This window comes from Cupriavidus oxalaticus (assembly GCF_038900635.1).
Classification (GTDB): domain Bacteria; phylum Pseudomonadota; class Gammaproteobacteria; order Burkholderiales; family Burkholderiaceae; genus Cupriavidus; species Cupriavidus oxalaticus_B.
In genome coordinates this window covers 230,564-251,580 of sequence record NZ_JAYMRX010000009.1, presented here as the reverse complement: position 1 = coordinate 251,580, position 21,017 = coordinate 230,564, and the positions used below count along the sequence as shown (strand labels likewise).

Sequence of the window (21,017 nt, the reverse complement as noted above, 5' to 3'; positions counted from 1 at the left end):
GTGGATGGTCAGGGCTGAGGCCGCGCGGCCTGGATCGCCTGCCATACGCGATGCGGCGTGGCGGGCATCTGTACATCCTTCACGCCCAGCGGCGACAGCGCATCGACCAGCGCGTTGATGAACGCCGGCGGCGAACCGATCGCGCCGGCCTCGCCGCAGCCCTTCACGCCCAGCGGGTTGTGCGTGCACGGTGTGCCGCTGGCGGTCTCGACGGTGAAGTCGGGCAGGTCGCCGGCGCGCGGCATGGCGTAGTCCATGTACGAGCCGGTCAGCAACTGGCCGGTGTCGTCGTCGTACACGCACTGCTCCAGCATGGCCTGGCCCAGCCCCTGGCCGATGCCGCCATGCACCTGGCCTTCGACGATCATCGGGTTGATGATGTTGCCGAAGTCGTCCACCGCGGTGAACTTGACCACCTGCGACTCGCCCGTGTCGGGATCGACCTCGACCTCGCATACATAGGCGCCGGACGGGTACGTGAAGTTGGTCGGGTCGTAGAAGGCGTTTTCGTTGAGGCCCGGTTCCAGCTTGTCGAGCGGGTAGTTATGCGGCACGTAGGCGCTCAGCGCGACCTCGCCGAAGGTCTTGGTCCGGTCCGTGCCCGCCACGCGGAACACGCCGTTGCTGAACTCGATGTCGTTGTCCGACGCCTCCAGCAGGTGCGCGGCGATCTTCCTGGCCTTGGCCTCGATCTTGTCGAGCGCCTTGACGATGGCCGAGCCGCCCACCGCCAGCGAGCGCGAGCCGTAGGTGCCCATGCCGAACGGCACGCGCCCGGTGTCGCCATGCACGATCTCGACCTGGTCGAGCTGCAGCCCGAGGCGGTCGGCCACCACTTGCGCGAAGGTGGTCTCATGCCCCTGGCCGTGGCTGTGCGAGCCGGTGAAGACCGTCACGGTGCCGGTCGGATGCACGCGGATCTCGCCGACTTCGAACAGGCCAGCGCGCGCGCCGAGCGCGCCGGCGATGTTCGACGGTGCCAGCCCGCACGCTTCGATGTAGCAGGAATAACCGAGGCCACGCAGCTTGCCACGCTGCTTCGCTTCATCGCGCCGTGCCGGGAAGCCCTTGACGTCGGCCAGTTCCTGCGCGCGCGCCAGGCAGGGCTCGTAATCGCCGGTATCGTAGGTCAGTCCCACCGGGGTGGCATACGGGAATTGCCGGATGAAGTTCTTGCGGCGCAGCTCGGCCGGATCCGTCTTCAGCTCGTGCGCGGCGGTTTCGACCAGCCTTTCGACCACGAAGGTCGCTTCGGGCCGTCCCGCGCCGCGGTAGGCATCGACCGGCGCGGTGTTGGTGAACACCGCCTTGACCTCCGCATAGATCGCCGGCGTGGAGTACTGGCCGGCCAGCAGCGTCGCATACAGGATGGTCGGCACGCTGCTGGCGAAGGTCGACAGGTACGCGCCCATGTTGGCGACCGTATGCACGCGCATCGCCAGGAACTTGCCGTCGGCATCGAGCGCCAGCTCTGCCTTTGTCACGTGGTCGCGGCCGTGCGCATCGGTCAGGAAGGACTCGCTGCGGTCGGCGGTCCACTTGACCGGGCGGCCGACCTTCTTCGAGGCCCACGTCAGCGCCACGTCCTCCGGATACAGGAAGATCTTGGAACCGAAGCCGCCGCCCACGTCGGGCGCGATGATGCGCAGCCGCGATTCCGGCAGCCCCAGCACGAACGCGCCCATCAGCAGGCGTTCGACGTGCGGGTTCTGGTTGGCGACGTAGACGGTGTAGCTGTCGTCCTGGCGCGCATAGCTGGCGTTGACCGCGCGCGGCTCGATCGCGTTGGGGATGAGCCGGTTGTTGACGATCTCCAGCGTGGTCACGTGCGCGGCCTTGGCGAAGGCGGCGTCGGTGGCGGCCTTGTCGCCGTGGCCCCAGGTGTAGCAGGTGTTGGCCGGTACGTCGTCGTGCACCAGCGTCGACGCCGACGCGGCATCCGCGGCGCGGACCACGGCGGGCAGCTCTTCGTAGTCGACGTCGATCTTCTCGGCGGCGTCGCGCGCCTGCTGCAGCGTCTCGGCGATCACCAGCGCCACCTGGTCGCCCACATGGCGCACCTTGCCCTGTGCGATCACCGGGTGCGGGGGCTCTTTCATCGGCGTGCCGTCGATGCTGTGGATCAGCCAGCCGCAGGGCAGGCCGCCGACCTTGTCGGCGGCGAGGTCGTCGCCGGTCAGCACGGCGATCACGCCGGGCGCGGCCAGCGCCTCGGTCTTGTCGATCGAGCGGATGCGCGCGTGCGCATACGGCGAGCGCAGGAAATACGCGTAGCTCTGCTGAGGCAGCACGATGTCGTCGGTGTACTGGCCGTTGCCGGTCAGGTAGCGGTAGTCTTCCTTGCGCTTGACGGGTGCGCCGACCAGGCGTTGATTCTCGGGTGCGTTCATGGCCGGTCTCCCTTATTCCGCGCTGGCGGTGGTGCCCTGCATGGCCGCCTGGCCCTGCTGCACCGCACGCACGATGTTGTGGTAGCCCGTGCAGCGGCACAGGTTGCCTTCCAGGTGGGCGCGGATGGTGGCGGCGTCGGCGTTGGGATGTTCCTGGACCAGCGCGGTCGCGCTCATCACCATGCCCGGCGTGCAGAAGCCGCATTGCAGCCCGTGGCATTCGCGGAAGGCTTCCTGCATCGGGTGCAGCCCGTTTCCAACCCGGTCGCCGGCCAGCCCTTCGATGGTGGTCACGGTGGCGCCGTCCGCCTGCAGCGCCAGGATGTTGCACGACTTGACCGCCCGGCCATCCAGGTGGACCGTGCAGGCGCCGCACTGCGCGGTGTCGCAGCCGACGTGGGTGCCGGTCAGGCGCAGCTGTTCGCGCAGGAACTGGACCAGGAGGGTGTTGGGTTCTACCTGCGCGTCAACGGGCTTGCCGTTGACCGTCAGGCGGATCGGAATCGCCATGCTTGTCTCCATGTGGGGTGGACGCGCATGACCAATTCCCAAATCCCGAAAGCAACTGCGCGGGACTGGCCACGACGCGGTACTGCCGCTTGGTATTGCCGCTCAGGACGGCTATAGGACGGCTAATTCGTGATATTGGTGCTGCTGCAGCAACTGCTCCAGGTGCGCCAGCGAACGCTGCGGCCGGCGCATTGGCACGGCCGGCGAACGTTTGGCCGCGACAGGCTCTAACAGTTAATCACAAATCCCTGACAGGTGCCATGAGGTTTGCCCGCGCCCCAACCGGGGTAGGGCGCCCTCGGCGGGGCCGCTGCTAGAATGGCCCGGCCCCCCCGCCTGCCCCGACATGGAAGCCTTCTTCGACTGGCTGTTTCAAACCGTCGCCTTGCCCAAGGTAGGCCTGCCCGCGATCTTCGTGGTCAGCCTGGTGTCGGCCACGCTGCTGCCGCTGGGCTCGGAGCCGGCCGTGTTCGGCTACGTCAAGCTCAATCCCGAGATGTTCTGGCCGGCGATCCTGGTGGCCACCGCCGGCAATACCGTGGGCGGCGCGATCGACTGGTGGCTGGGCTATGCGGCCAAGCTGGCGCTGGTGCGCTACCACCTGCGGCGCCGCGCGCGCGAGCACGAGCTGGAGCACGAACAGCACCGCGAGCACGCGCGCAAGCCGCCCAAGCCCAAGCTGGACGCCAAATATTTCCGCTGGATGCGCCGGCTGGGTCCGCCCACGCTGCTGCTCTCGTGGCTGCCCGGCCTCGGTGATCCTTTGTGCACGCTGGCCGGCTGGCTGAGGCTGTCGTTCTGGCCCAGCCTGGCCTGGATGGCGGTCGGCAAGTTCCTGCGCTACCTGGTGATGACTGCCAGCCTGCTATGGATTCCGGACAGTTTCTGGCAGAACATTGCGCAAACGTTCAAGTCTTTCTTTTGATGAAAGTGCTTCATAAGGCGTATTTTGTGTGACGTCGTCACCGCCGGGCCGCGCCTAATCCCTTGTTCCGACAAGGATTCCGCTTTGTTGCGGTGCGGCGAAACCGGGCCTTGCAGTACAATCGCCCTTTAATGAACGATTCGCGCACTGTCCCCGTGCGCAGCAGGATGCGGTCCCCCCAATGAACGCCCCACTCGTGCTCGACGCCAAGCTCGCCGCGCAGGACGCCCCGCCGCGCCTGCGTGAAATTCCCTATAACTACACGTCCTTCTCGGACCGCGAGATTGTCATCCGCCTGCTGGGCGAAGAGGCCTGGCGCATCCTGGACGAGCTGCGCAGCGAGCGCCGCACCGGCCGCTCGGCCCGCATGCTGTACGAGGTACTGGGCGATATCTGGGTGGTTCGCCGCAACCCCTACCTGCAGGACGACCTGCTGGAAAATCCCAAGCGCCGCCAGATGCTGGTCAGCGCGCTGCACCACCGCCTGAACGAGATCGAGAAGCGCCGCGCCGCCGACCGTGCCGAGCACGCCGAGCCCGCCGCCGAGGACCGCTCGCACCGCGTGGAGCAACTGGTCGCCTTCGCCAAGCAGGCGATCGAGGACTTCAAGAACGAATTCGCCGCCGCCTACGACCTGCGCAAGCGCGCGCAGCGCGTGCTGGGCCGCGTCACGCAGAAGGACAACATCAAGTTCGATGGCCTGTCGCGCGTGTCGCACGTGACCGACGCCACCGACTGGCGCGTGGAATACCCGTTCGTGGTGCTGACCCCGGATACCGAGGAAGAGATCGCCGGCCTGGTCAAGGGCTGCTTCGAACTCGGCCTGACCATCATCCCGCGCGGGGGCGGCACCGGCTACACCGGCGGCGCCGTGCCGCTGACGCCGATGAGCGCGGTGATCAATACCGAGAAGCTGGAGCAGCTGGGGCCGGTCGAGCAGACCGACCTGCCGGGCGTGTCGCACAAGGTCGCGACCATTTTCTCGGGCGCCGGCGTGGTGACGCGCCGCGTCGCCGATGCAGCCGACCGCGCCGGCCTGGTGTTCGCGGTCGACCCGACTTCGATCGACGCGTCGTGCATCGGCGGCAACGTCGCCATGAACGCTGGCGGCAAGAAGGCCGTGCTGTGGGGCACCGCGCTCGACAACCTGGCCTGGTGGCGCATGGTGGACCCGGAGGGCAACTGGCTGGAAGTCAGCCGGATGGACCACAACCTGGGCAAGATCCACGACGTGCCGGTGGCCACATTCGAGCTGAAATGGTCGGACGGCAGTCGCGCCCCGGGCGAGAAGGTGCTGCGCACCGAGACGCTCGCCATCGAAGGCCGCAAGTTCCGCAAGGAAGGCCTGGGCAAGGACGTCACCGACAAGTTCCTGGCCGGCCTGCCCGGCGTGCAGAAGGAAGGCTGCGACGGCATCATCACCAGCGCGCGCTGGATCCTGCACCGCATGCCGAAGTTCATCCGCACCGTGTGCCTGGAGTTCTTCGGCCAGGCGCGCGACGCCATCCCCAGCATCGTCGAGATCAAGGACTTCCTCGATGCGGAGACGCGCAAGCCCGGTGGCGCCATCCTGGCCGGCCTGGAGCACCTGGACGAGCGCTACCTGCGCGCGGTCGGCTACGCCACCAAGAGCAAGCGCAACGCCTTCCCGAAGATGGTGCTGATCGGCGATATCGTCGGCGACGATGAAGACGCCGTGGCGCGCGCCACCTCGGAAGTGATCCGCATGGCCAACGGCAAGAGCGGCGAAGGCTTTATCGCCGTCAGCCCCGAGGCGCGCAAGAAGTTCTGGCTCGACCGCTCGCGCACCGCCGCGATCGCGAAGCACACCAATGCCTTCAAGATCAACGAAGACGTGGTGATCCCGCTCAACCGCATGGGCGAGTACACCGACGGCATCGAGCGCATCAATATCGAGCTGTCGATCAAGAGCAAGCTGCAGCTGGTCGATGCGCTGGAAGCGTTCTTCGCGCGCGGCAACCTGCCGCTGGGCCGCAGCGACGACGCCAACGAAATCCCCAGCGCCGAGCTGCTGGAAGACCGCGTGCAGCACGCGCTGACGCTGCTGCGCGAGATCCGCGCGCGCTGGCGCTATCTGCAAGACCACCTCGACACGCCGCTGGCGCAGGCCAAGGCCTCGCTGATCGGGCACGGACTGGGGCTGCTCGGCCAGGAATTCGAGGCGCGGCTGCACCTGCAGCCGGACGCCAGCGTGTTCCACCTGCTGCAGGACCGCACCATCCGCGTGTCGTGGAAGAACGAGATCCGCGCCGAGCTGCGCAAGATCTTCAACGGCGGCGAATTCAAGCCGATCCTGGACGAAGCCCAGAAGATCCACAAGCAGGTGCTGCGCGGCCGCGTCTTCGTGGCGCTGCACATGCACGCCGGCGACGGCAACGTGCACACCAACATCCCGGTCAATTCCGACGACTACGACATGCTGCAGGACGCGCACCGCGCGGTGGCCCGCATCATGGACCTGGCGCGTTCGCTGGACGGCGTGATCTCGGGCGAGCACGGCATCGGCATCACCAAGCTGGAGTTCCTGACCGAGGAAGAGATCGGCGACTTCCGCGCCTACAAGCAGAAGGTCGATCCGCAGGGCCGCTTCAACAAGGGCAAGCTGCTGCCGGGCGCCGACCTGCGCAATGCCTACACGCCATCGTTCGGCCTGATGGGGCATGAGTCGCTGATCATGCAGCAGAGCGACATCGGCGCCATTGCCGAAAGCGTCAAGGACTGCCTGCGCTGCGGCAAGTGCAAGCCGGTGTGCGCCACGCACGTGCCGCGCGCCAACCTGCTGTACAGCCCGCGCAACAAGATCCTGGCGACTTCGCTGCTGGTCGAGGCCTTCCTGTACGAAGAGCAGACCCGCCGCGGCATCTCGGTCAAACACTGGGACGAGTTCTCCGACGTGGCCGACCATTGCACCGTGTGCCACAAGTGCGTGACGCCGTGCCCGGTCAAGATCGACTTCGGCGACGTCTCGATGAACATGCGCAACCTGCTGCGCAAGATGGGGCAGAAGAAGTTCAACCCCGGCACCGCGGCGTCGATGTTCTTCCTCAACGCCACCAACCCCGAGACCATCAACCTGACCCGCAAGGTCATGATCGACTGGGGCTACAAGGCGCAGCGCCTGGGCAACGAGGTGCTGAAGAAGCTGGCGAAGAAGCAGACCGCGCATCCACCCGCGACGGTGGGCAAGCCGCCGGTGCGCGAGCAGGTGATCCACTTCATCAACAAGAAGATGCCGGGCAACCTGCCCAAGAAGACCGCGCGCGCGCTGCTCGACATCGAAGACAACGAGATCGTGCCGATCATCCGCGACCCGAAGGCGACCACGCCGGAATCGGAAGCGGTGTTCTACTTCCCGGGCTGCGGCTCGGAACGGCTGTTCTCGCAGGTCGGGCTGGCCACGCAGGCGATGCTGTGGCATGTCGGCGTGCAGACCGTGCTGCCGCCGGGCTACCTGTGCTGCGGCTATCCGCAGCGCGGCAGCGGCCAGTACGACAAGGCCGAGAAGATCGTCACCGACAACCGCGTGCTGTTCCACCGCGTGGCCAACACGCTGAATTACCTCGACATCAAGACCGTGGTGGTCAGCTGCGGCACCTGCTACGACCAGCTCGCCGGCTATGAATTCGAGAAGATCTTCCCGGGCTGCCGCATCATCGACATCCACGAGTACCTGCTCGAGAAGGGCGTCAAGCTGGAGGGCGTGACCGGTACGCGCTACATGTACCACGATCCCTGCCACACGCCGATCAAGACCATGGATCCGACCAAGCTGGTCAACGACCTGATGGGCGGCAATACGGGGCTGGGCAAGATCGAGAAGAACGAGCGCTGCTGCGGCGAGTCGGGCACGCTGGCGGTGACGCGTCCTGACATTTCGACGCAGGTCCGCTTCCGCAAGGAAGAGGAGATGACGAAGGGCGCCGACAAGCTGCGTGCCGACGGCTTTACCGGCGACGTCAAGATCCTGACCAGCTGCCCGTCGTGCCTGCAGGGCCTGTCGCGCTACAAGGAAGATGTGTCGGTGCAGGCGGATTACATCGTGATCGAGATGGCCAGGCACCTGCTGGGAGAGAACTGGATGCCCGAGTATGTGGCCAAGGCCAATGCTGGTGGCATCGAACGGGTGCTGGTGTAAAGCCTGACGGGGCGCTGACTCTCCCCGCTGGTTTGCTCCCCTCTCCCGCGAGCGGGAGAGGGGAGACAACACTCAGCGTGAAAGGTAGCGCGCCGCATGATCAAGAGCCCCAACTGCCCCCTCTGCGAAACCGACGGCGGCGAACTGGTCTGGATGGGCGATCGCGCCCGCCTGATCCTGGTCGAGCATGACCGCTTTCCCGGTTTCTGCCGCATCGTCTGGAACGACCACGTGGCCGAGCTGACCGACCTGGACGAGGCCGACCAGGCCTGGCTGATGCGGCTGGTGGCGCGCGTGGAGCGCGTGGTGCGCGAGGTGATGGCGCCCGACAAGGTCAACCTGGCGGCGTTCGGCAACATGGTGCCGCACCTGCACTGGCACATCATTCCGCGCTACCGCTGGGACACGCATTTCCCCGAGGCGATCTGGGCGGCGCCGCAGCGCGCGGTGGACAGCGTGCGCGTGCGGGAGCTGGCCAGCCGGCTGCCGGCGCTGCGTACGGCACTTTCGCTGATCGAAGCCGACGACGCCTGAAGCCGGGCGCGGAACCCGCGCCGGCCCGCAACCGTCTGAATGCTGTTGCCGCCGCGGTCGCGCCCGCGCGCCGCGGCACGAGAACAACAAGCCCGGCCATGCATCCCGCTGGCGGGCCAGAAAGCTGCCGCTATGTCCTCGACCCCCACTTCCGTCACCGTACCGGGCCCGGCCGTCCCCGCCAAGGCCCTCAAGATCCAGAGCCGGCTGCGCATGGCCGCGACCTGGGCGCTGATCAAGCCCTACTGGAAATCCGACGACCGCGTCGCCGGCCTCGGCCTGCTGGCGCTGGTGGTCGTGCTCAACCTGGGCATCGTCTACATCAACGTGCTGCTCAACGAGTGGAACCGCGTGTTCTACAACGCGCTGGAGCAGCGCGACTATGCCTCGTTCAAGGTGCTGCTGCTGCGCTTCTCGTGGATCGCGGCGTTCTTTATCGTGGCGGCGATCTCGCGCCAGTACTACACCATGATGCTGCAGATGCGCTGGCGTACCTGGATGACCGGCCGCTTCATGGGCCACTGGCTCGGGCACCAGGCCTACTACCGCATCGAACAGACCCGCGCCACCGACAACCCCGACCAGCGGATTGCCGACGACCTGCGCCTGTTCACCGACGGCGCGCTGTCGCTGTCGCTCGGGCTGCTCAACTCGGTGGTGACGCTGCTGTCCTTCGTCGGCATCCTGTGGGCGGTGTCGGGGCCGATCAGCTTTGCGCTGGGCGGCCGGGAATGGACCATCCCCGGCTACATGGTCTGGTTCGCGGCCGGCTATGCGGTGATCGGCTCGCTGGTGGCGCACCTGGTAGGGCGCCCGTTGATCGGGCTGAACTTCCAGCAGGAACAGTACGAAGCGGATTTCCGTTTCACGCTGGTGCGCCTGCGCGAGAACAGCGAGCCGGTGGCGCTGTACCGCGGCGAGCCGACCGAGCAGGCCGGCCTGCGCGCGCGCTTCGACCGCATCCGCGCCAACTGGAACCAGCTGATGCGCTATACGCGGCGGCTGACCTTCGTCAGTTCCGGCTATGCGCAATTCGCCATCATCTTCCCGATCCTGGTGGCGGCGCCGCGTTACTTCGCCGGCAAGATGACGCTGGGTGGGCTGATGCAGACCAGTTCCGCGTTCGGGCAGGTGCAGGGGGCGCTGTCGTGGTTCGTCGACAGCTATGCCACGCTGGTGGGCTGGAAGGCCGCGGCCAACCGCCTGATCGATTTCCAGGAAGCGATCCGCGTGGCCGAGCGCCAGGACCTGGCCCCCGGCGGCACGCGCGACATCGAGGTCGAGCATACCGGCAAGCCGCAGCAAGGCATCGTGATCGACGGCCTCGCGCTGGCGCTGCCGGTGCGCGCGGCGCGCGGCACCGCCGTCGGCCAGCGCCCGCTGGTGGCGCCGTTCTCGCTGTCGGTCGCGCCGGGCGAGCGCTGGCTGGTCAGCGGCCCGTCCGGCTGCGGCAAGAGCGTGCTGTTCCGTGCGCTCGCCGGGATCTGGCCGTACGGCAGCGGCACCGTAAGCATGCCCGAGGGCAAGCGCATGCTGTTCCTGCCGCAGCGCAGCTACCTGCCGATCGGCACGCTGGCCGATGCGCTGGCCTACCCGGACGCTGGCACCGAGCACAGCAAGGAAGCCTTGCAGGCGGCGCTGCGCCAGGCGCGGCTGGCAGCGCTGACCGACCAGCTCGACGTATTCGACAACTGGTCGCTGCGGCTGTCGCCGGGCGAGCAGCAGCGGCTGGCATTCGCGCGCGCGCTGCTGCAGAAGCCCGACTACCTGTTCCTGGACGAAGCCACCAGCGCGCTCGACGAAGACACCGAAGAGGCGATGTACCGGCTGATGGTGGAGTCGCTGCCGGATGCGGCCATCGTCAGCATTGCGCACCGCAGCACGGTAGCGGCCTTCCACGGCCGGCGCCTGCGTTACGTGCCGCAGGACGAGGAGGCGGCACGGGCTGCGCAAGCCGGCGAGCCTGGGGTAAGCTATCGGGTTGTAAGCGAAGCGTGATGCGGCGCGAGGCGGCGCCTGGGGCGCCGCTCGCTCATGCCGCCGCGCCGGAATCCTCCTACCGAGCGCCCGTGAACCGGGCCGCGATCATCATGGCTGGCCTGGAAAAAGACACCCCCTATCCCACCGCACTGACCGTTCACACGCAATCGCGCGTGCTGGAGGTCGGCTTCGACAACGGCCGCAGCTTCCGCCTGCCGTTCGAGCTGCTGCGCGTGTATTCGCCATCCGCGGAAGTGCAGGGCCACGGCCCCGGGCAGGAAATCCTGCAGACCGGCAAGCGCGACGTCGGCATCGGCGCGGTCGAGCCGGTGGGCAACTACGCCATCCTGATCCGCTTCACCGACGGCCACGATACCGGCATCTATTCGTGGGACCTGCTGTACCGGCTGGGCGACCAGCAGGACGCGCTGTGGCAGGACTACCTGAAGCGGCTGGAAGCCGCCGGCGTCGATCGCGATACCCCGATGCCTGGCGCCGGCGCTGCCGGCGGCCACGGTTGCGGCCACCATCATTGAGCCGCCCCCGACCACCCTGGAGTCTGAGAAATGAGTGAAACCCACTTCGGGTTTGAGAAAGTCGACGAAACGGAAAAGGCCGGCAAGGTCGCCGGCGTGTTCCATTCGGTGGCGAGCAAGTATGACGTGATGAACGACCTGATGTCGGGCGGCATGCACCGGCTGTGGAAGATGTTCACCATCGCCCAGGCCAATGTGCGGCCCGGCCACAAGGTGCTCGACATTGCCGGCGGCACCGGCGACCTGGCCAAGGCGTTCGCGAAGCAGGCCGGCCCGACCGGCCAGGTCTGGCTGACCGACATCAACGAGTCGATGCTGCGCGTCGGCCGCGACCGGCTGCTGGACAAGGGCATCGTCACGCCGGTGGCGCTGTGCGACGCCGAGAAGATCCCGTTCCCCGACAATTACTTCGACCTGGTCACGGTGGCCTTCGGCCTGCGCAACATGACGCACAAGGAGGCCGCGCTGGCCGAGATGCGCCGTGTGGTCAAGCCGGGCGGCAAGGTCATGGTGCTGGAGTTCTCCAAGGTGTGGAAACCCCTGGAGAAGGCGTACGACGTCTATTCTTTCAAGGTACTGCCCTGGCTGGGCGAGCGCGTGGCAGGGGACGCTCCCAGCTATCGCTATCTCGCGGAATCGATCAGAATGCATCCAGACCAGGTTTCACTTGTACGCTTAATGGAACATGCGGGCCTGGAGAATGTCGAATACTTCAATCTGACGGCCGGAGTGGTGGCGCTCCACGTCGGGCGGAAGTATTAAGAACACTTGAAATCGCCATGCTCACCCTAATGTGGGGTGAATCTGACAGGGGATAACAGCATATGTCGTCAATTCGTGGAAAGTTCCTGGTGGGGTCGCTGGTCACGGCGCTGGCCGTCGGTATGGCGTTCGACGCCGAGGCCAAGCGCATGGGCGGCTCGCGCAGCGTTGGCAAGCAGTCTGAGTCGGTGACCCAGCGCCAGCAGACCCAGCCCACTTCGCCCACGCAGCAAGCGCAGCAACCTGCACAGCAGGCGGCACCGGCCACGGCCGGGGCGGCCGGCGCGGCCGCGGCCGCGGCGCCCAAGCGTAACTGGGGCGGCATCCTGGGCGGCATCGCCGCCGGCCTGGGTATCGGCTGGCTGCTGTCGCACTTCGGCCTGGGCGGCGCGGCGCTGAGCTTCCTGTCCAACCTGATCCTGATCGCGATCGTCGCCTTCGCGGTGATCTGGCTGATCCGCAAGTTCCGCGGTGGCAGCCAGCGCAGCCAGCAGCCGGCGTATGCCGGCGCGGCGGGCGCCGGCAATGCCGGTGGCATGGGCCGCAGCGCCGAGCCGATGCTGCGCCAGCCGACGGCTACCCCGGCCTCCAACCCGGTGATGCCGGGCGCGGCGGCCGCACCGGTGGCGGCTGATGCCGTGGCCCAGCAGCCGTGGGGCGTGCCGGCCGACTTCGATACCGAAAACTTCCTGCGCAACGCCAAGGTCCACTTCGTGCGCCTGCAGGCGGCCTGGGACGCCGGCAACCTCGACGACATCCGCGAATTCACCACGCCGGAAATGTTCGCCGAGATCAAGATGGACCTGTCCGAGCGCGGTGCCGAAGTCAACAAGACCGACGTGGTCACGCTGGAAGGCCAGCTGCTCGGCATCGAATCGACGCCGGCCCAGCATATCGCCAGCGTCCGCTTCTCCGGCATGATCCGCGAGAAGGCCGGCGAGGCGGCGCAGCCGTTCGCCGAAGTCTGGAACCTGGCCAAGCCGGCGACCGGCACCGGCGGCTGGCTGCTGGCCGGCATCCAGCAGGAGTCGTGATGCCGCGCCTCCGTGGCGAGTGATGCGCCCGGGGGAGTAGCTTAGAATGGAGGCCCACGTGAAAACGTGGGCCTTTTTTGTTGTTGGGCGCCCGGCTTGCAACCTCGCCGGATGCCTCACCGCCAGCCAACCCGCGCTGCCATGAACACTCTGCCTTCCGCCCTGGCCACTCCCGCGATCTCGGCACTGAACCACCTGCTCGAACAGGAGCCGTGGGCCCGCAACCAGCTCGCGCCGTTTGCCGGGCGCGTGATCCGCTTCGATGCCGCCGCCTTCGTGCTGTCGCTGAAGGTGACCGAGCACGGCGGCACCGAGCTGGCGCCGGAAGCCGAAACCCCCGCGGTGACGCTGCGCGTGCCGGTGCAGCAGTGGCCGCTGGTTGCCGCCGATGTCGCAGAAGGCGGCCAGGCCGCGGCCATGCGCCATGTGCGCATCGAGGGCGATGCCGAACTGGCCAATACCGTGTCGGCACTGGCGCGCAACCTGCGCTGGGATGCCGAGGAAGATTTGTCCCTCGCACTGCGCGGCATCCTGGGCGGACCGCTCAGCGACAGCGTGGCGCAGCGCGTGGTCGGCGGCGCGCGCCAGGTCCACGAGCAGGCCACGCGCATCGGCCGCGCGCTGGTCGACAACGTCACCGATTACCTGCTGGACGAGCAGCCGACGCTGGTGCGCCACGCCGCGCTGGATGCCTTCGGCGCCGACGTTGGCCAGCTGCGCGACAGCCTGGCCCGGCTGGAGAAGCGGCTGGAAAAGCTCGAGCGCGCAAGCGCCTCCGCCAACCCGGCCGCCAACCCGGCGCCTGGCCAGCTGCCGTCGCCGCACCGCTGAGTCCGGCGCCGCCCCCATCCACCCCATGCCAACCGCTACCCTGACTGCCCGCCCCGGCCCCGAGAAGACTCCCGAATGACCCGCCTCCTGCGCCTTGGCAAGATCCTCTTCGTCATCCTTTATTACGGCCTGGACGAGCTGGTGCTGTCCGGCTTCAGCAACCGCAAGATCCGTTTCCTGGTGCGCGTCATCACCATCGGGCGCAAGCTCGACATGCCGCGCGGCGAGCGCCTGCGGCGCGCGCTGACGGCGCTGGGGCCGATCTTCGTCAAGTTCGGCCAGGTCCTGTCGACGCGGCGCGACCTGATGCCGGCCGATATCGCCGACGAGCTGGCCAAGCTGCAGGACCAGGTGCCGCCGTTCGATTCGGTGGTGGCGGTCAGGATCATCGAGCGCTCGCTGGGGCGGCCGATCGCGCAGCTGTTCGACACCTTCGAGCATCAGCCGGTGGCCAGCGCCTCGATTGCGCAGGTCCACTTCGCCACGCTCAAGGGCGGCCCCAGCCACGGCCGCGAGGTCGCGGTGAAGGTCCTGCGCCCGGGCATGCTGCCGGTGATCGACAGCGACCTGGCGCTGATGCGCGACATGGCCACCTGGCTGGAGCGTTTCTGGGCCGACGGCAAGCGCCTGAAGCCGCGCGAAGTGGTGGCCGAGTTCGACAAATACCTTCACGACGAACTCGACCTGATGATCGAGGCGGCCAACGCCAGCCAGCTGCGCCGCAACTTTGCCGACACCAACCTGCTGCTGGTGCCCGAGGTGTTCTGGGACTGGTGCAGCAGCTCGGTGTTCGTGATGGAGCGCATGCACGGCATCCCGATCTCGCGCACCGAATCGCTCAAGGCCGCGGGCGTCGACATGCACCAGCTGGCCGAAGAGGGCGTCGAGATCTTCTTCACCCAGGTGTTCCGCGACGGCTTCTTCCATGCCGACATGCACCCGGGCAACATCCTGGTGTCGGTGCAGCCGGAGTCCTTCGGCCGCTATATCGCGCTGGATTTCGGCATCGTCGGCGCGCTGTCGGAGTTCGACAAGAACTACCTGGCGCAGAACTTCATCGCCTTCTTCCGCCGCGACTACCATCGCGTGGCGCTGCTGCACGTGGAATCCGGCTGGGTCCCGCCCGAGACCCGCGTGGAAGAGCTGGAAAGCGCCGTGCGCGCCTGTTGCGAGCCGTACTTCGACAAGCCGCTGAAGGAAATCTCGCTGGGCATGGTGCTGATGCGCCTGTTCCAGACCTCGCGCCGCTTCAATGTCGAGATCCAGCCGCAGCTGGTGCTGCTGCAGAAGACGCTGCTGAATATCGAAGGGCTGGGCCGCCAGCTCGATCCGGACCTGGACCTGTGGAAGACCGCCAAGCCGTTCCTGGAGCGCTGGATGTACGAGCAGGTTGGCTGGAAGGGCGCCTGGGAGCGCGTCAAGGTGGAAGCCCCGCAGTGGGCCAAGATGCTGCCGGACTTCCCGCGGCTGGCGCACCAGTTCCTGGAGCGGCGCGCGCTGGCCGGCAACGGCGAGCAGGACAAGCTGCTGGCGCAGCTGGTGGCCGAGCAGCGCCGCACCAACCGGCTGCTGGGCACGGCGCTGCTGCTGGTCGGCGGCTTTATCGCCGGCATCGTGCTGACGCACGTGCTGGCGTGGGGCGGCTACTGGTAAGCGCCCCGTTATATAAATAAAAATAAGCAGGCAGACCAGGAGACCCCATGGCCGACGTGCCCAAGCCCGCCCCGGCGTTCAGCACGCGCAATGCCGCCGATCCGTCGTTCTGGGACGAGCGTTTCGCGCAGAACTACACGCCCTGGGACGCGGGCGGCGTGCCGGAGGAGTTCCGCCAGTTTATCGCCGGCCGCGCGCCATGCCCGACGCTGGTGCCGGGCTGCGGCAACGGCTGGGAGGCAGCCTGGCTGTTCGAGCAGGGCTGGCCGGTGATGGCGATCGATTTTTCGGCGGAGGCGGTGGCCTCGGCCAGACGCGCGCTGGGCCCGGCCGGGGTGGTGGTGGAGCAGGCTGATTTCTTCGCCTTCACGCCCCAGCCGCCGTGCGAGCTGGTCTACGAGCGTGCCTTCCTGTGCGCGCTGCCGCCGGCGATGCGTGGCGCCTATGCCATCCGCGTGGCCGAGCTGCTGGCGCCGGGCGGCTTGCTGGCTGGTTACTTCTACCTGGGCGAAAACCGCGGCGGCCCGCCATTCGCGATGCCCGAGGCCGAGTTGGCCGCGCTGCTGGGTCCAGCCTTCGAGCGCCTGGAAGATCGGCCCTCAGCCGCGCCGCTGCCCGTGTTCCAGGGGCAGGAGCGCTGGCAGGTGTGGCGACGGCTGGGCGGCTGAGCGCACGCTTCCGGCCGTTGTGGCGCCCGGCATGCACCCGCGTGGCGCTTTTGCCCCACCCGGGAATTTTTTCCTCCCGCGCTGGTCTGCGTCGCTATAATCCGCGTTTTGATTCGGCTACGACCGCAGGCCCTGCCGCGCGCTCCCGACCCGGGAACTCGCCAAGAAGCTCCTCACGCGGCCCCGACCGATGAATTGGACTCCGGGCAGGTGCGCACCTGACGTATCACGCAAGCCGCCCGGCATTCGGTTTTTCGCCACAAGGGCACCTTCTGCATAGGGCAGCGGCATGCTGATCTGGTTTGTCATCATCTACTGGGTAATCTCGGTCGGCATCGGCCTGTGGGCCGCGCTGCGCGTGCGCAACACCACCGATTTCGCCGTCGCCGGGCGCAGCCTGCCGTTCCACATCGTCACCGCCACCGTCTTTGCCACCTGGTTCGGCTCCGAGACCGTGCTGGGCATCCCGGCCGTGTTCCTGAAGGAGGGGCTGTCGGGGGTGGTGTCCGACCCGTTCGGCTCGTCGCTGTGCCTGATCCTGGTGGGCCTGTTCTTCGCCCGGCCGCTGTACCGGATGAACCTGCTGACCATCGGCGACTACTACCACAACCGCTACGGCCGGCTGGCCGAGGTGCTGACCACGCTGTGCATCGTGGTCTCGTACCTGGGCTGGGTCGCGGCGCAGATCAAGGCGCTGGGGCTGGTGTTCTATACCGTGTCGGACGGCGCGCTGTCGCAGGAGGCCGGCATGATGATCGGCGCTGCCAGCGTGCTGGTCTATACGCTGTTCGGCGGCATGTGGTCGGTGGCGATCACAGACTTCATCCAGATGATCATCATCGTGATCGGCATGATGTATATCGGCTACGAAGTCAGCGGCCAGGCCGGCGGCGTCACGGCGGTGGTGTCGCATGCGGCCGCGGCGGGCAAGTTCGAGTTCCTGCCGGCGCTGGATTTCGTGCAGATCATCGGCTTTGCGGCGGCGCTGTTTACCATGATGCTGGGCTCGATCCCGCAGCAGGACGTGTTCCAGCGGGTGACTTCGTCGCGCACCGAGCAGATTGCCGGGCGCGCCTCGGTGCTGGGCGGCGTGCTGTATTTCTGCTTCGCCTTTATCCCGATGTTCCTGGCGTATTCGGCCACGCTGATCGATCCGGGCATGGTGGCCAAGTACATCGACACCGATTCGCAGCTGATCCTGCCGCAGCTGATCCTGCAGCACGCCCCGATGTTCGCCCAGGTGATGTTCTTCGGCGCGCTGCTGTCGGCGATCAAGAGCTGCGCCTCGGCGACGCTGCTGGCGCCGTCGGTGACCTTTGCCGAGAACATCCTGCGTCCTTACTTCCGCCACCTCGATGACAAGCAGTTCCTGCGCGTGATGCAGGCGGTGGTGCTGGTGTTCACCACGCTGGTGACGCTGTTCGCGCTGAACTCGCACCTTTCGATCTTCCATATGGTCGAAAATGCCTACAAGGTCACGCTGGTGTCGTCATTCGTGCCGCTGGCCTTCGGCATGTTCTGGAAGCACGCCACCCGCCAGGGCGGCCTGGCCGCGATCCTGCTGGGCCTGACCTCGTGGCTGACCTGCGAGGTTGCCTTCGCCGATGCGGTGGTGCCGCCGCAGATGGTCGGCCTGCTGTTCTCGATCAGCGGCATGGTGGTCGGTTCGCTGCTGCCGCAGTGGATCGCGGATCACGCGCCGGTCAAGGAAGTGCATATCGCCTGACCCGGCGCCACCGCCACCCCCAGGGCAGGGCCCCGATGGCCCTCCATTTCCGGCCATCAGCCAGCCACAGAACGGTTTATAATTCAAGGCTTTGCATCGCCATGCGGGGCGGCCTGCGCGGGTTTCCGCGCTCCCCGGCACCGGCGGCGATGCCCGCCTTTGTACCGATTTCCGTAGTTTTCTCGCGAAAAGACACCATGCCGATCTATGCCTACCGTTGCGACGCCTGCGGCCACGGGCGCGATGTGCTGCAAAAAATGAGCGATGCCCCGCTGACGGACTGCCCGTCGTGCGGCGCCGCCGGTTCGTTCAAGAAGCAGCTGACCGCGGCCGGCTTCCAGCTCAAGGGCTCGGGCTGGTATGTGACCGACTTCCGCGGCGGCAGCGGCGGCACCAGCGCGCCCGCCGCGGGCGGTGCGGCTGCCGGCGCCGCAGCGGCCAGCGCCCCGGCTGCCGCCGCCGAATCGTCCTCGGCCAGCACGGCCGCCGCCGCACCTGCCGCCGGCGGTTGCGGCAGCGCCTGCGCCTGCCACTGATCCGGATCGCCACGTGGTCGCCAAGAAGACTTCCGCCCTCAAGACCTGGTTCCTGACCGGTCTGCTGGTGCTGGTGCCGCTGGGCATCACGCTGTGGGTGCTCAGCCTGATCATCGGCACGATGGACCAGAGCCTGGCACTGCTGCCCGAGGCCTGGCGCCCGGACCGGCTCATGTTCGGCAAGCGCGTCACCGGCCTGGGCGCCATCCTGACGCTCCTGTTCATCCTGCTGGTCGGCCTGCTGGCGCATAACTTCATCGGCCAGCGCCTGGTGCGCTGGTGGGAAGCGCTGCTGGGCCATATCCCGGTGGTCGGCCCGATCTACACCAGCGTCAAGCAGGTGTCGGACACGCTGCTGTCGTCGTCGGGCAACGCTTTCCGCAAGGCGCTGCTGGTGCAGTATCCGCGCGAGGGCTCGTGGACCATCGCCTTCCTGACCGGCCGCCCCGGCGGCGACGTGCAGAACCACCTGCAGGGCGAGTACGTCAGTGTCTACGTGCCGACCACGCCGAACCCGACTTCTGGCTTCTTCCTGATGATGCCCAAGGCCGACACCATCGAACTCGACATGACCGTCGACGCCGCGCTCAAGTACATCGTCTCGATGGGCGTGGTGGCGCCGGCCGAACTGCCCCGCAAGAGCGACAGCGGGCCAGCGCCGCAGCGGCCGCCGGCCAGCCGCGCCAGCAGCGGGGAAGCGGTCGAGACGACCGATCCTTAAGCATTCAAACAGATACGAGCCGCCCGATCTGCTTCGGGCGGTAGCGTTTTACCGGGAATCTCCTTATGTCCTCCATGCGTACTCACTACTGCGGTCTGGTGACCGAACAATTCTCGGGCCAGGAAGTGGCCCTGACCGGCTGGGTCCAGCGCCGCCGCGACCATGGCGGCGTGATCTTCATCGACCTGCGCGACCGCGAAGGCCTGGTGCAGGTGGTGTGCGACCCGGACCGCCCCGAGATGTTCAAGGCCGCGGAAGAGATCCGCAATGAGTTCTGCATCCGCGTCACCGGCAAGGTGCGCCCGCGCCCGGCCGGCACCGAGAATTCCAACCTGACCTCGGGCAAGATCGAAGTGCTGTGCCACGAGCTGACCGTGCTGAACCCGTCGGTCACGCCCCCGTTCCAGCTCGACGACGACAACCTGTCGGAAACCACCCGCCTGACGCACCGCGTGCTCGACCTGCGCCGCCCGCAGATGCAGTACAACCTGCGCCTGCGCTACAAGGTGGCGATGGAAGTGCGCAAGTACCTGGACGCCCAGGGCTTCATCGACATCGAGACCCCGATGCTGGGCAAGAGCACGCCCGAAGGCGCACGCGATTACCTGGTGCCGTCGCGCGTGAACCCGGGCCACTTCTTCGCGCTGCCGCAGTCGCCGCAGATCTTCAAGCAGATGCTGATGGTCTCGGGTTTCGACCGCTACTACCAGATCACCAAGTGCTTCCGCGACGAAGACCTGCGCGCCGATCGCCAGCCCGAGTTCACGCAGATCGACTGCGAGACCTCGTTCTTGACCGAGCAGGAAATTCGCGACCTGTTCGAGGACATGATGCGCACGGTGTTCAAGAACGCCATCGACGTCGACCTGGACGCCTTCCCGGTGATGGAGTTCCGCGAGGCCATGGCCCGTTTCGGCTCGGACAAGCCTGACCTGCGCGTCAAGCTGGAATTCACCGAGCTGACGGAAGTGATGAAGGACGTCGACTTCAAGGTGTTCTCGGGCCCGGCCAACAGCGACAACGGCCGCGTGGTCGGCCTGCGCGTGCCGGGCGGCGGTGCCATCTCGCGTGGCGAGATCGACGCCTACACCCAGTTCGTCGGCATCTACGGCGCCAAGGGCCTGGCCTGGATCAAGGTCAACGAAGTGGCCAAGGGCCGCGACGGCCTGCAGTCGCCGATCGTCAAGAACCTGCACGACGCCGCCATCGCCGAGATCCTGAAGCGCACCGGCGCCCAGGACGGCGACATCATCTTCTTCGGCGCGGACAAGGCCAAGGTGGTCAACGACTCGATCGGCGCACTGCGCCTGAAGATCGGCCACTCCGACTTCGGCAAGGCCAACGGCCTGTTCGAGGACGCCTGGAAGCCGCTGTGGGTGGTGGACTTCCCGATGTTCGAGTACGACGAGGAAGACGCCCGCTGGGTCGCCATGCACCACCCGTTCACCAGCCCCAAGGACGAGCACCTGGCATACCTGGAGACCGACCCGGGCAAGTGCCTGGCCAAGGCCTACGACATGGTGCTGAACGGCTGGGAAATGGGCGGCGGCTCGGTCCGTATCTTCCGCTCGGACATCCAGAGCAAGGTGTTCCGCGCGCTCAACATCAATGACGATGAAGCCCGCGCCAAGTTCGGCTACCTGCTGGACGCGCTGCAATACGGCGCGCCCCCGCACGGCGGCCTGGCCTTCGGCCTGGACCGTATCGTGACGATGATGGCCGGCGCCGACTCGATCCGCGATGTGATCGCCTTCCCCAAGACCCAGCGCGCCCAGGACCTGCTGACCCAGGCCCCAAGCACGGTCGACGAGAAGCAGCTGCGCGAGCTGCATATCCGCCTGCGCGCTGCCGAGCCGAAGCCGAACGCCTGAGCTGCTAAGCTCCCGGGTAAAGAAAGCCGAGCAAATGCGCGGCTTTTTTGCTTTTTGCGCAATATTGGTTCCGCGGTGCTCGTCAGCCAGCGCTTTGGTTTCGATTTGTTACTGGTCGGAACGAAGCGCGCGACGGCCGTGTCTCCTTTCTTTGACACGCAATTTGCCGAGGGGCCCCCCGCGA

General features: G+C 67.0%; 16 protein-coding genes. 14 read left to right on the top strand and 2 right to left on the bottom strand.

What is annotated here, in order from left to right:
• Window positions 1-8 precede the first annotated feature (8 nt).
• Both VSR71_RS17260 and VSR71_RS17255 read right to left on the bottom strand, forming a co-directional pair.
• A complete protein-coding gene (locus VSR71_RS17260) occupies window positions 9-2,390 on the bottom strand; it encodes a xanthine dehydrogenase family protein molybdopterin-binding subunit (protein ID WP_342915055.1) in 2,382 nt (793 codons plus the stop codon).
• A 12-nt stretch (window positions 2,391-2,402) separates the two neighbouring features.
• Window positions 2,403-2,900: a (2Fe-2S)-binding protein gene (locus tag VSR71_RS17255; protein WP_342915054.1), complete on the bottom strand. Its 498-nt coding sequence runs from the start codon at window positions 2,898-2,900 to the stop codon at window positions 2,403-2,405.
• Window positions 2,901-3,246: 346 nt separating this feature from the next.
• On the opposite strand from VSR71_RS17255, the gene VSR71_RS17250 reads away from it, so the two are divergent.
• From VSR71_RS17250 to aspS, 14 genes are all read left to right on the top strand, one after another.
• Entirely contained in the window at window positions 3,247-3,825 is a 579-nt protein-coding gene (locus VSR71_RS17250) for a YqaA family protein (RefSeq protein WP_342915053.1), read from the top strand.
• Window positions 3,826-4,006: 181 nt separating this feature from the next.
• The gene (locus tag VSR71_RS17245; protein ID WP_342915052.1) at window positions 4,007-7,981 is read left to right on the top strand and encodes an FAD/FMN-binding oxidoreductase; all 3,975 of its coding nucleotides are present in this window, start codon (window positions 4,007-4,009) and stop codon (window positions 7,979-7,981) included.
• A gap of 96 nt (window positions 7,982-8,077) precedes the next feature.
• Complete coding sequence (locus VSR71_RS17240; protein ID WP_342915051.1) at window positions 8,078-8,515, top strand: HIT family protein; 438 nt, start codon at window positions 8,078-8,080, stop codon at window positions 8,513-8,515.
• A 132-nt stretch (window positions 8,516-8,647) separates the two neighbouring features.
• The gene (locus VSR71_RS17235) at window positions 8,648-10,513 is read left to right on the top strand and encodes an ABC transporter ATP-binding protein/permease (protein WP_342915050.1); all 1,866 of its coding nucleotides are present in this window, start codon (window positions 8,648-8,650) and stop codon (window positions 10,511-10,513) included.
• A 92-nt stretch (window positions 10,514-10,605) separates the two neighbouring features.
• Complete coding sequence (locus VSR71_RS17230) at window positions 10,606-11,031, top strand: DUF971 domain-containing protein (RefSeq protein ID WP_342915073.1); 426 nt, start codon at window positions 10,606-10,608, stop codon at window positions 11,029-11,031.
• A 30-nt stretch (window positions 11,032-11,061) separates the two neighbouring features.
• Window positions 11,062-11,793 (top strand): bifunctional demethylmenaquinone methyltransferase/2-methoxy-6-polyprenyl-1,4-benzoquinol methylase UbiE, encoded by a 732-nt coding sequence (gene ubiE, locus VSR71_RS17225; RefSeq protein WP_342915049.1) that lies wholly within the window; start codon window positions 11,062-11,064, stop codon window positions 11,791-11,793.
• Window positions 11,794-11,855: 62 nt separating this feature from the next.
• Window positions 11,856-12,827 (top strand): Tim44-like domain-containing protein, encoded by a 972-nt coding sequence (locus VSR71_RS17220; protein WP_342915048.1) that lies wholly within the window; start codon window positions 11,856-11,858, stop codon window positions 12,825-12,827.
• A 141-nt stretch (window positions 12,828-12,968) separates the two neighbouring features.
• Window positions 12,969-13,658 (top strand): ubiquinone biosynthesis accessory factor UbiJ, encoded by a 690-nt coding sequence (locus VSR71_RS17215; protein WP_342915047.1) that lies wholly within the window; start codon window positions 12,969-12,971, stop codon window positions 13,656-13,658.
• A 75-nt stretch (window positions 13,659-13,733) separates the two neighbouring features.
• Window positions 13,734-15,311 (top strand): ubiquinone biosynthesis regulatory protein kinase UbiB, encoded by a 1,578-nt coding sequence (gene ubiB, locus VSR71_RS17210; RefSeq protein ID WP_342915046.1) that lies wholly within the window; start codon window positions 13,734-13,736, stop codon window positions 15,309-15,311.
• A 47-nt stretch (window positions 15,312-15,358) separates the two neighbouring features.
• Window positions 15,359-15,979: a methyltransferase domain-containing protein gene (locus tag VSR71_RS17205; protein WP_342915045.1), complete on the top strand. Its 621-nt coding sequence runs from the start codon at window positions 15,359-15,361 to the stop codon at window positions 15,977-15,979.
• Between the two features lie 289 nt (window positions 15,980-16,268).
• The gene (locus VSR71_RS17200) at window positions 16,269-17,705 is read left to right on the top strand and encodes a sodium:solute symporter family protein (RefSeq protein WP_342915044.1); all 1,437 of its coding nucleotides are present in this window, start codon (window positions 16,269-16,271) and stop codon (window positions 17,703-17,705) included.
• Window positions 17,706-17,902: 197 nt separating this feature from the next.
• Entirely contained in the window at window positions 17,903-18,241 is a 339-nt protein-coding gene (locus tag VSR71_RS17195; protein WP_209756551.1) for an FmdB family zinc ribbon protein, read from the top strand.
• Window positions 18,242-18,254: 13 nt separating this feature from the next.
• A complete protein-coding gene (locus VSR71_RS17190) occupies window positions 18,255-18,962 on the top strand; it encodes a DUF502 domain-containing protein (protein ID WP_063236767.1) in 708 nt (235 codons plus the stop codon).
• Window positions 18,963-19,027: 65 nt separating this feature from the next.
• Complete coding sequence (gene aspS / locus VSR71_RS17185; protein ID WP_342915043.1) at window positions 19,028-20,833, top strand: aspartate--tRNA ligase; 1,806 nt, start codon at window positions 19,028-19,030, stop codon at window positions 20,831-20,833.
• Window positions 20,834-21,017: the final 184 nt, after the last annotated feature.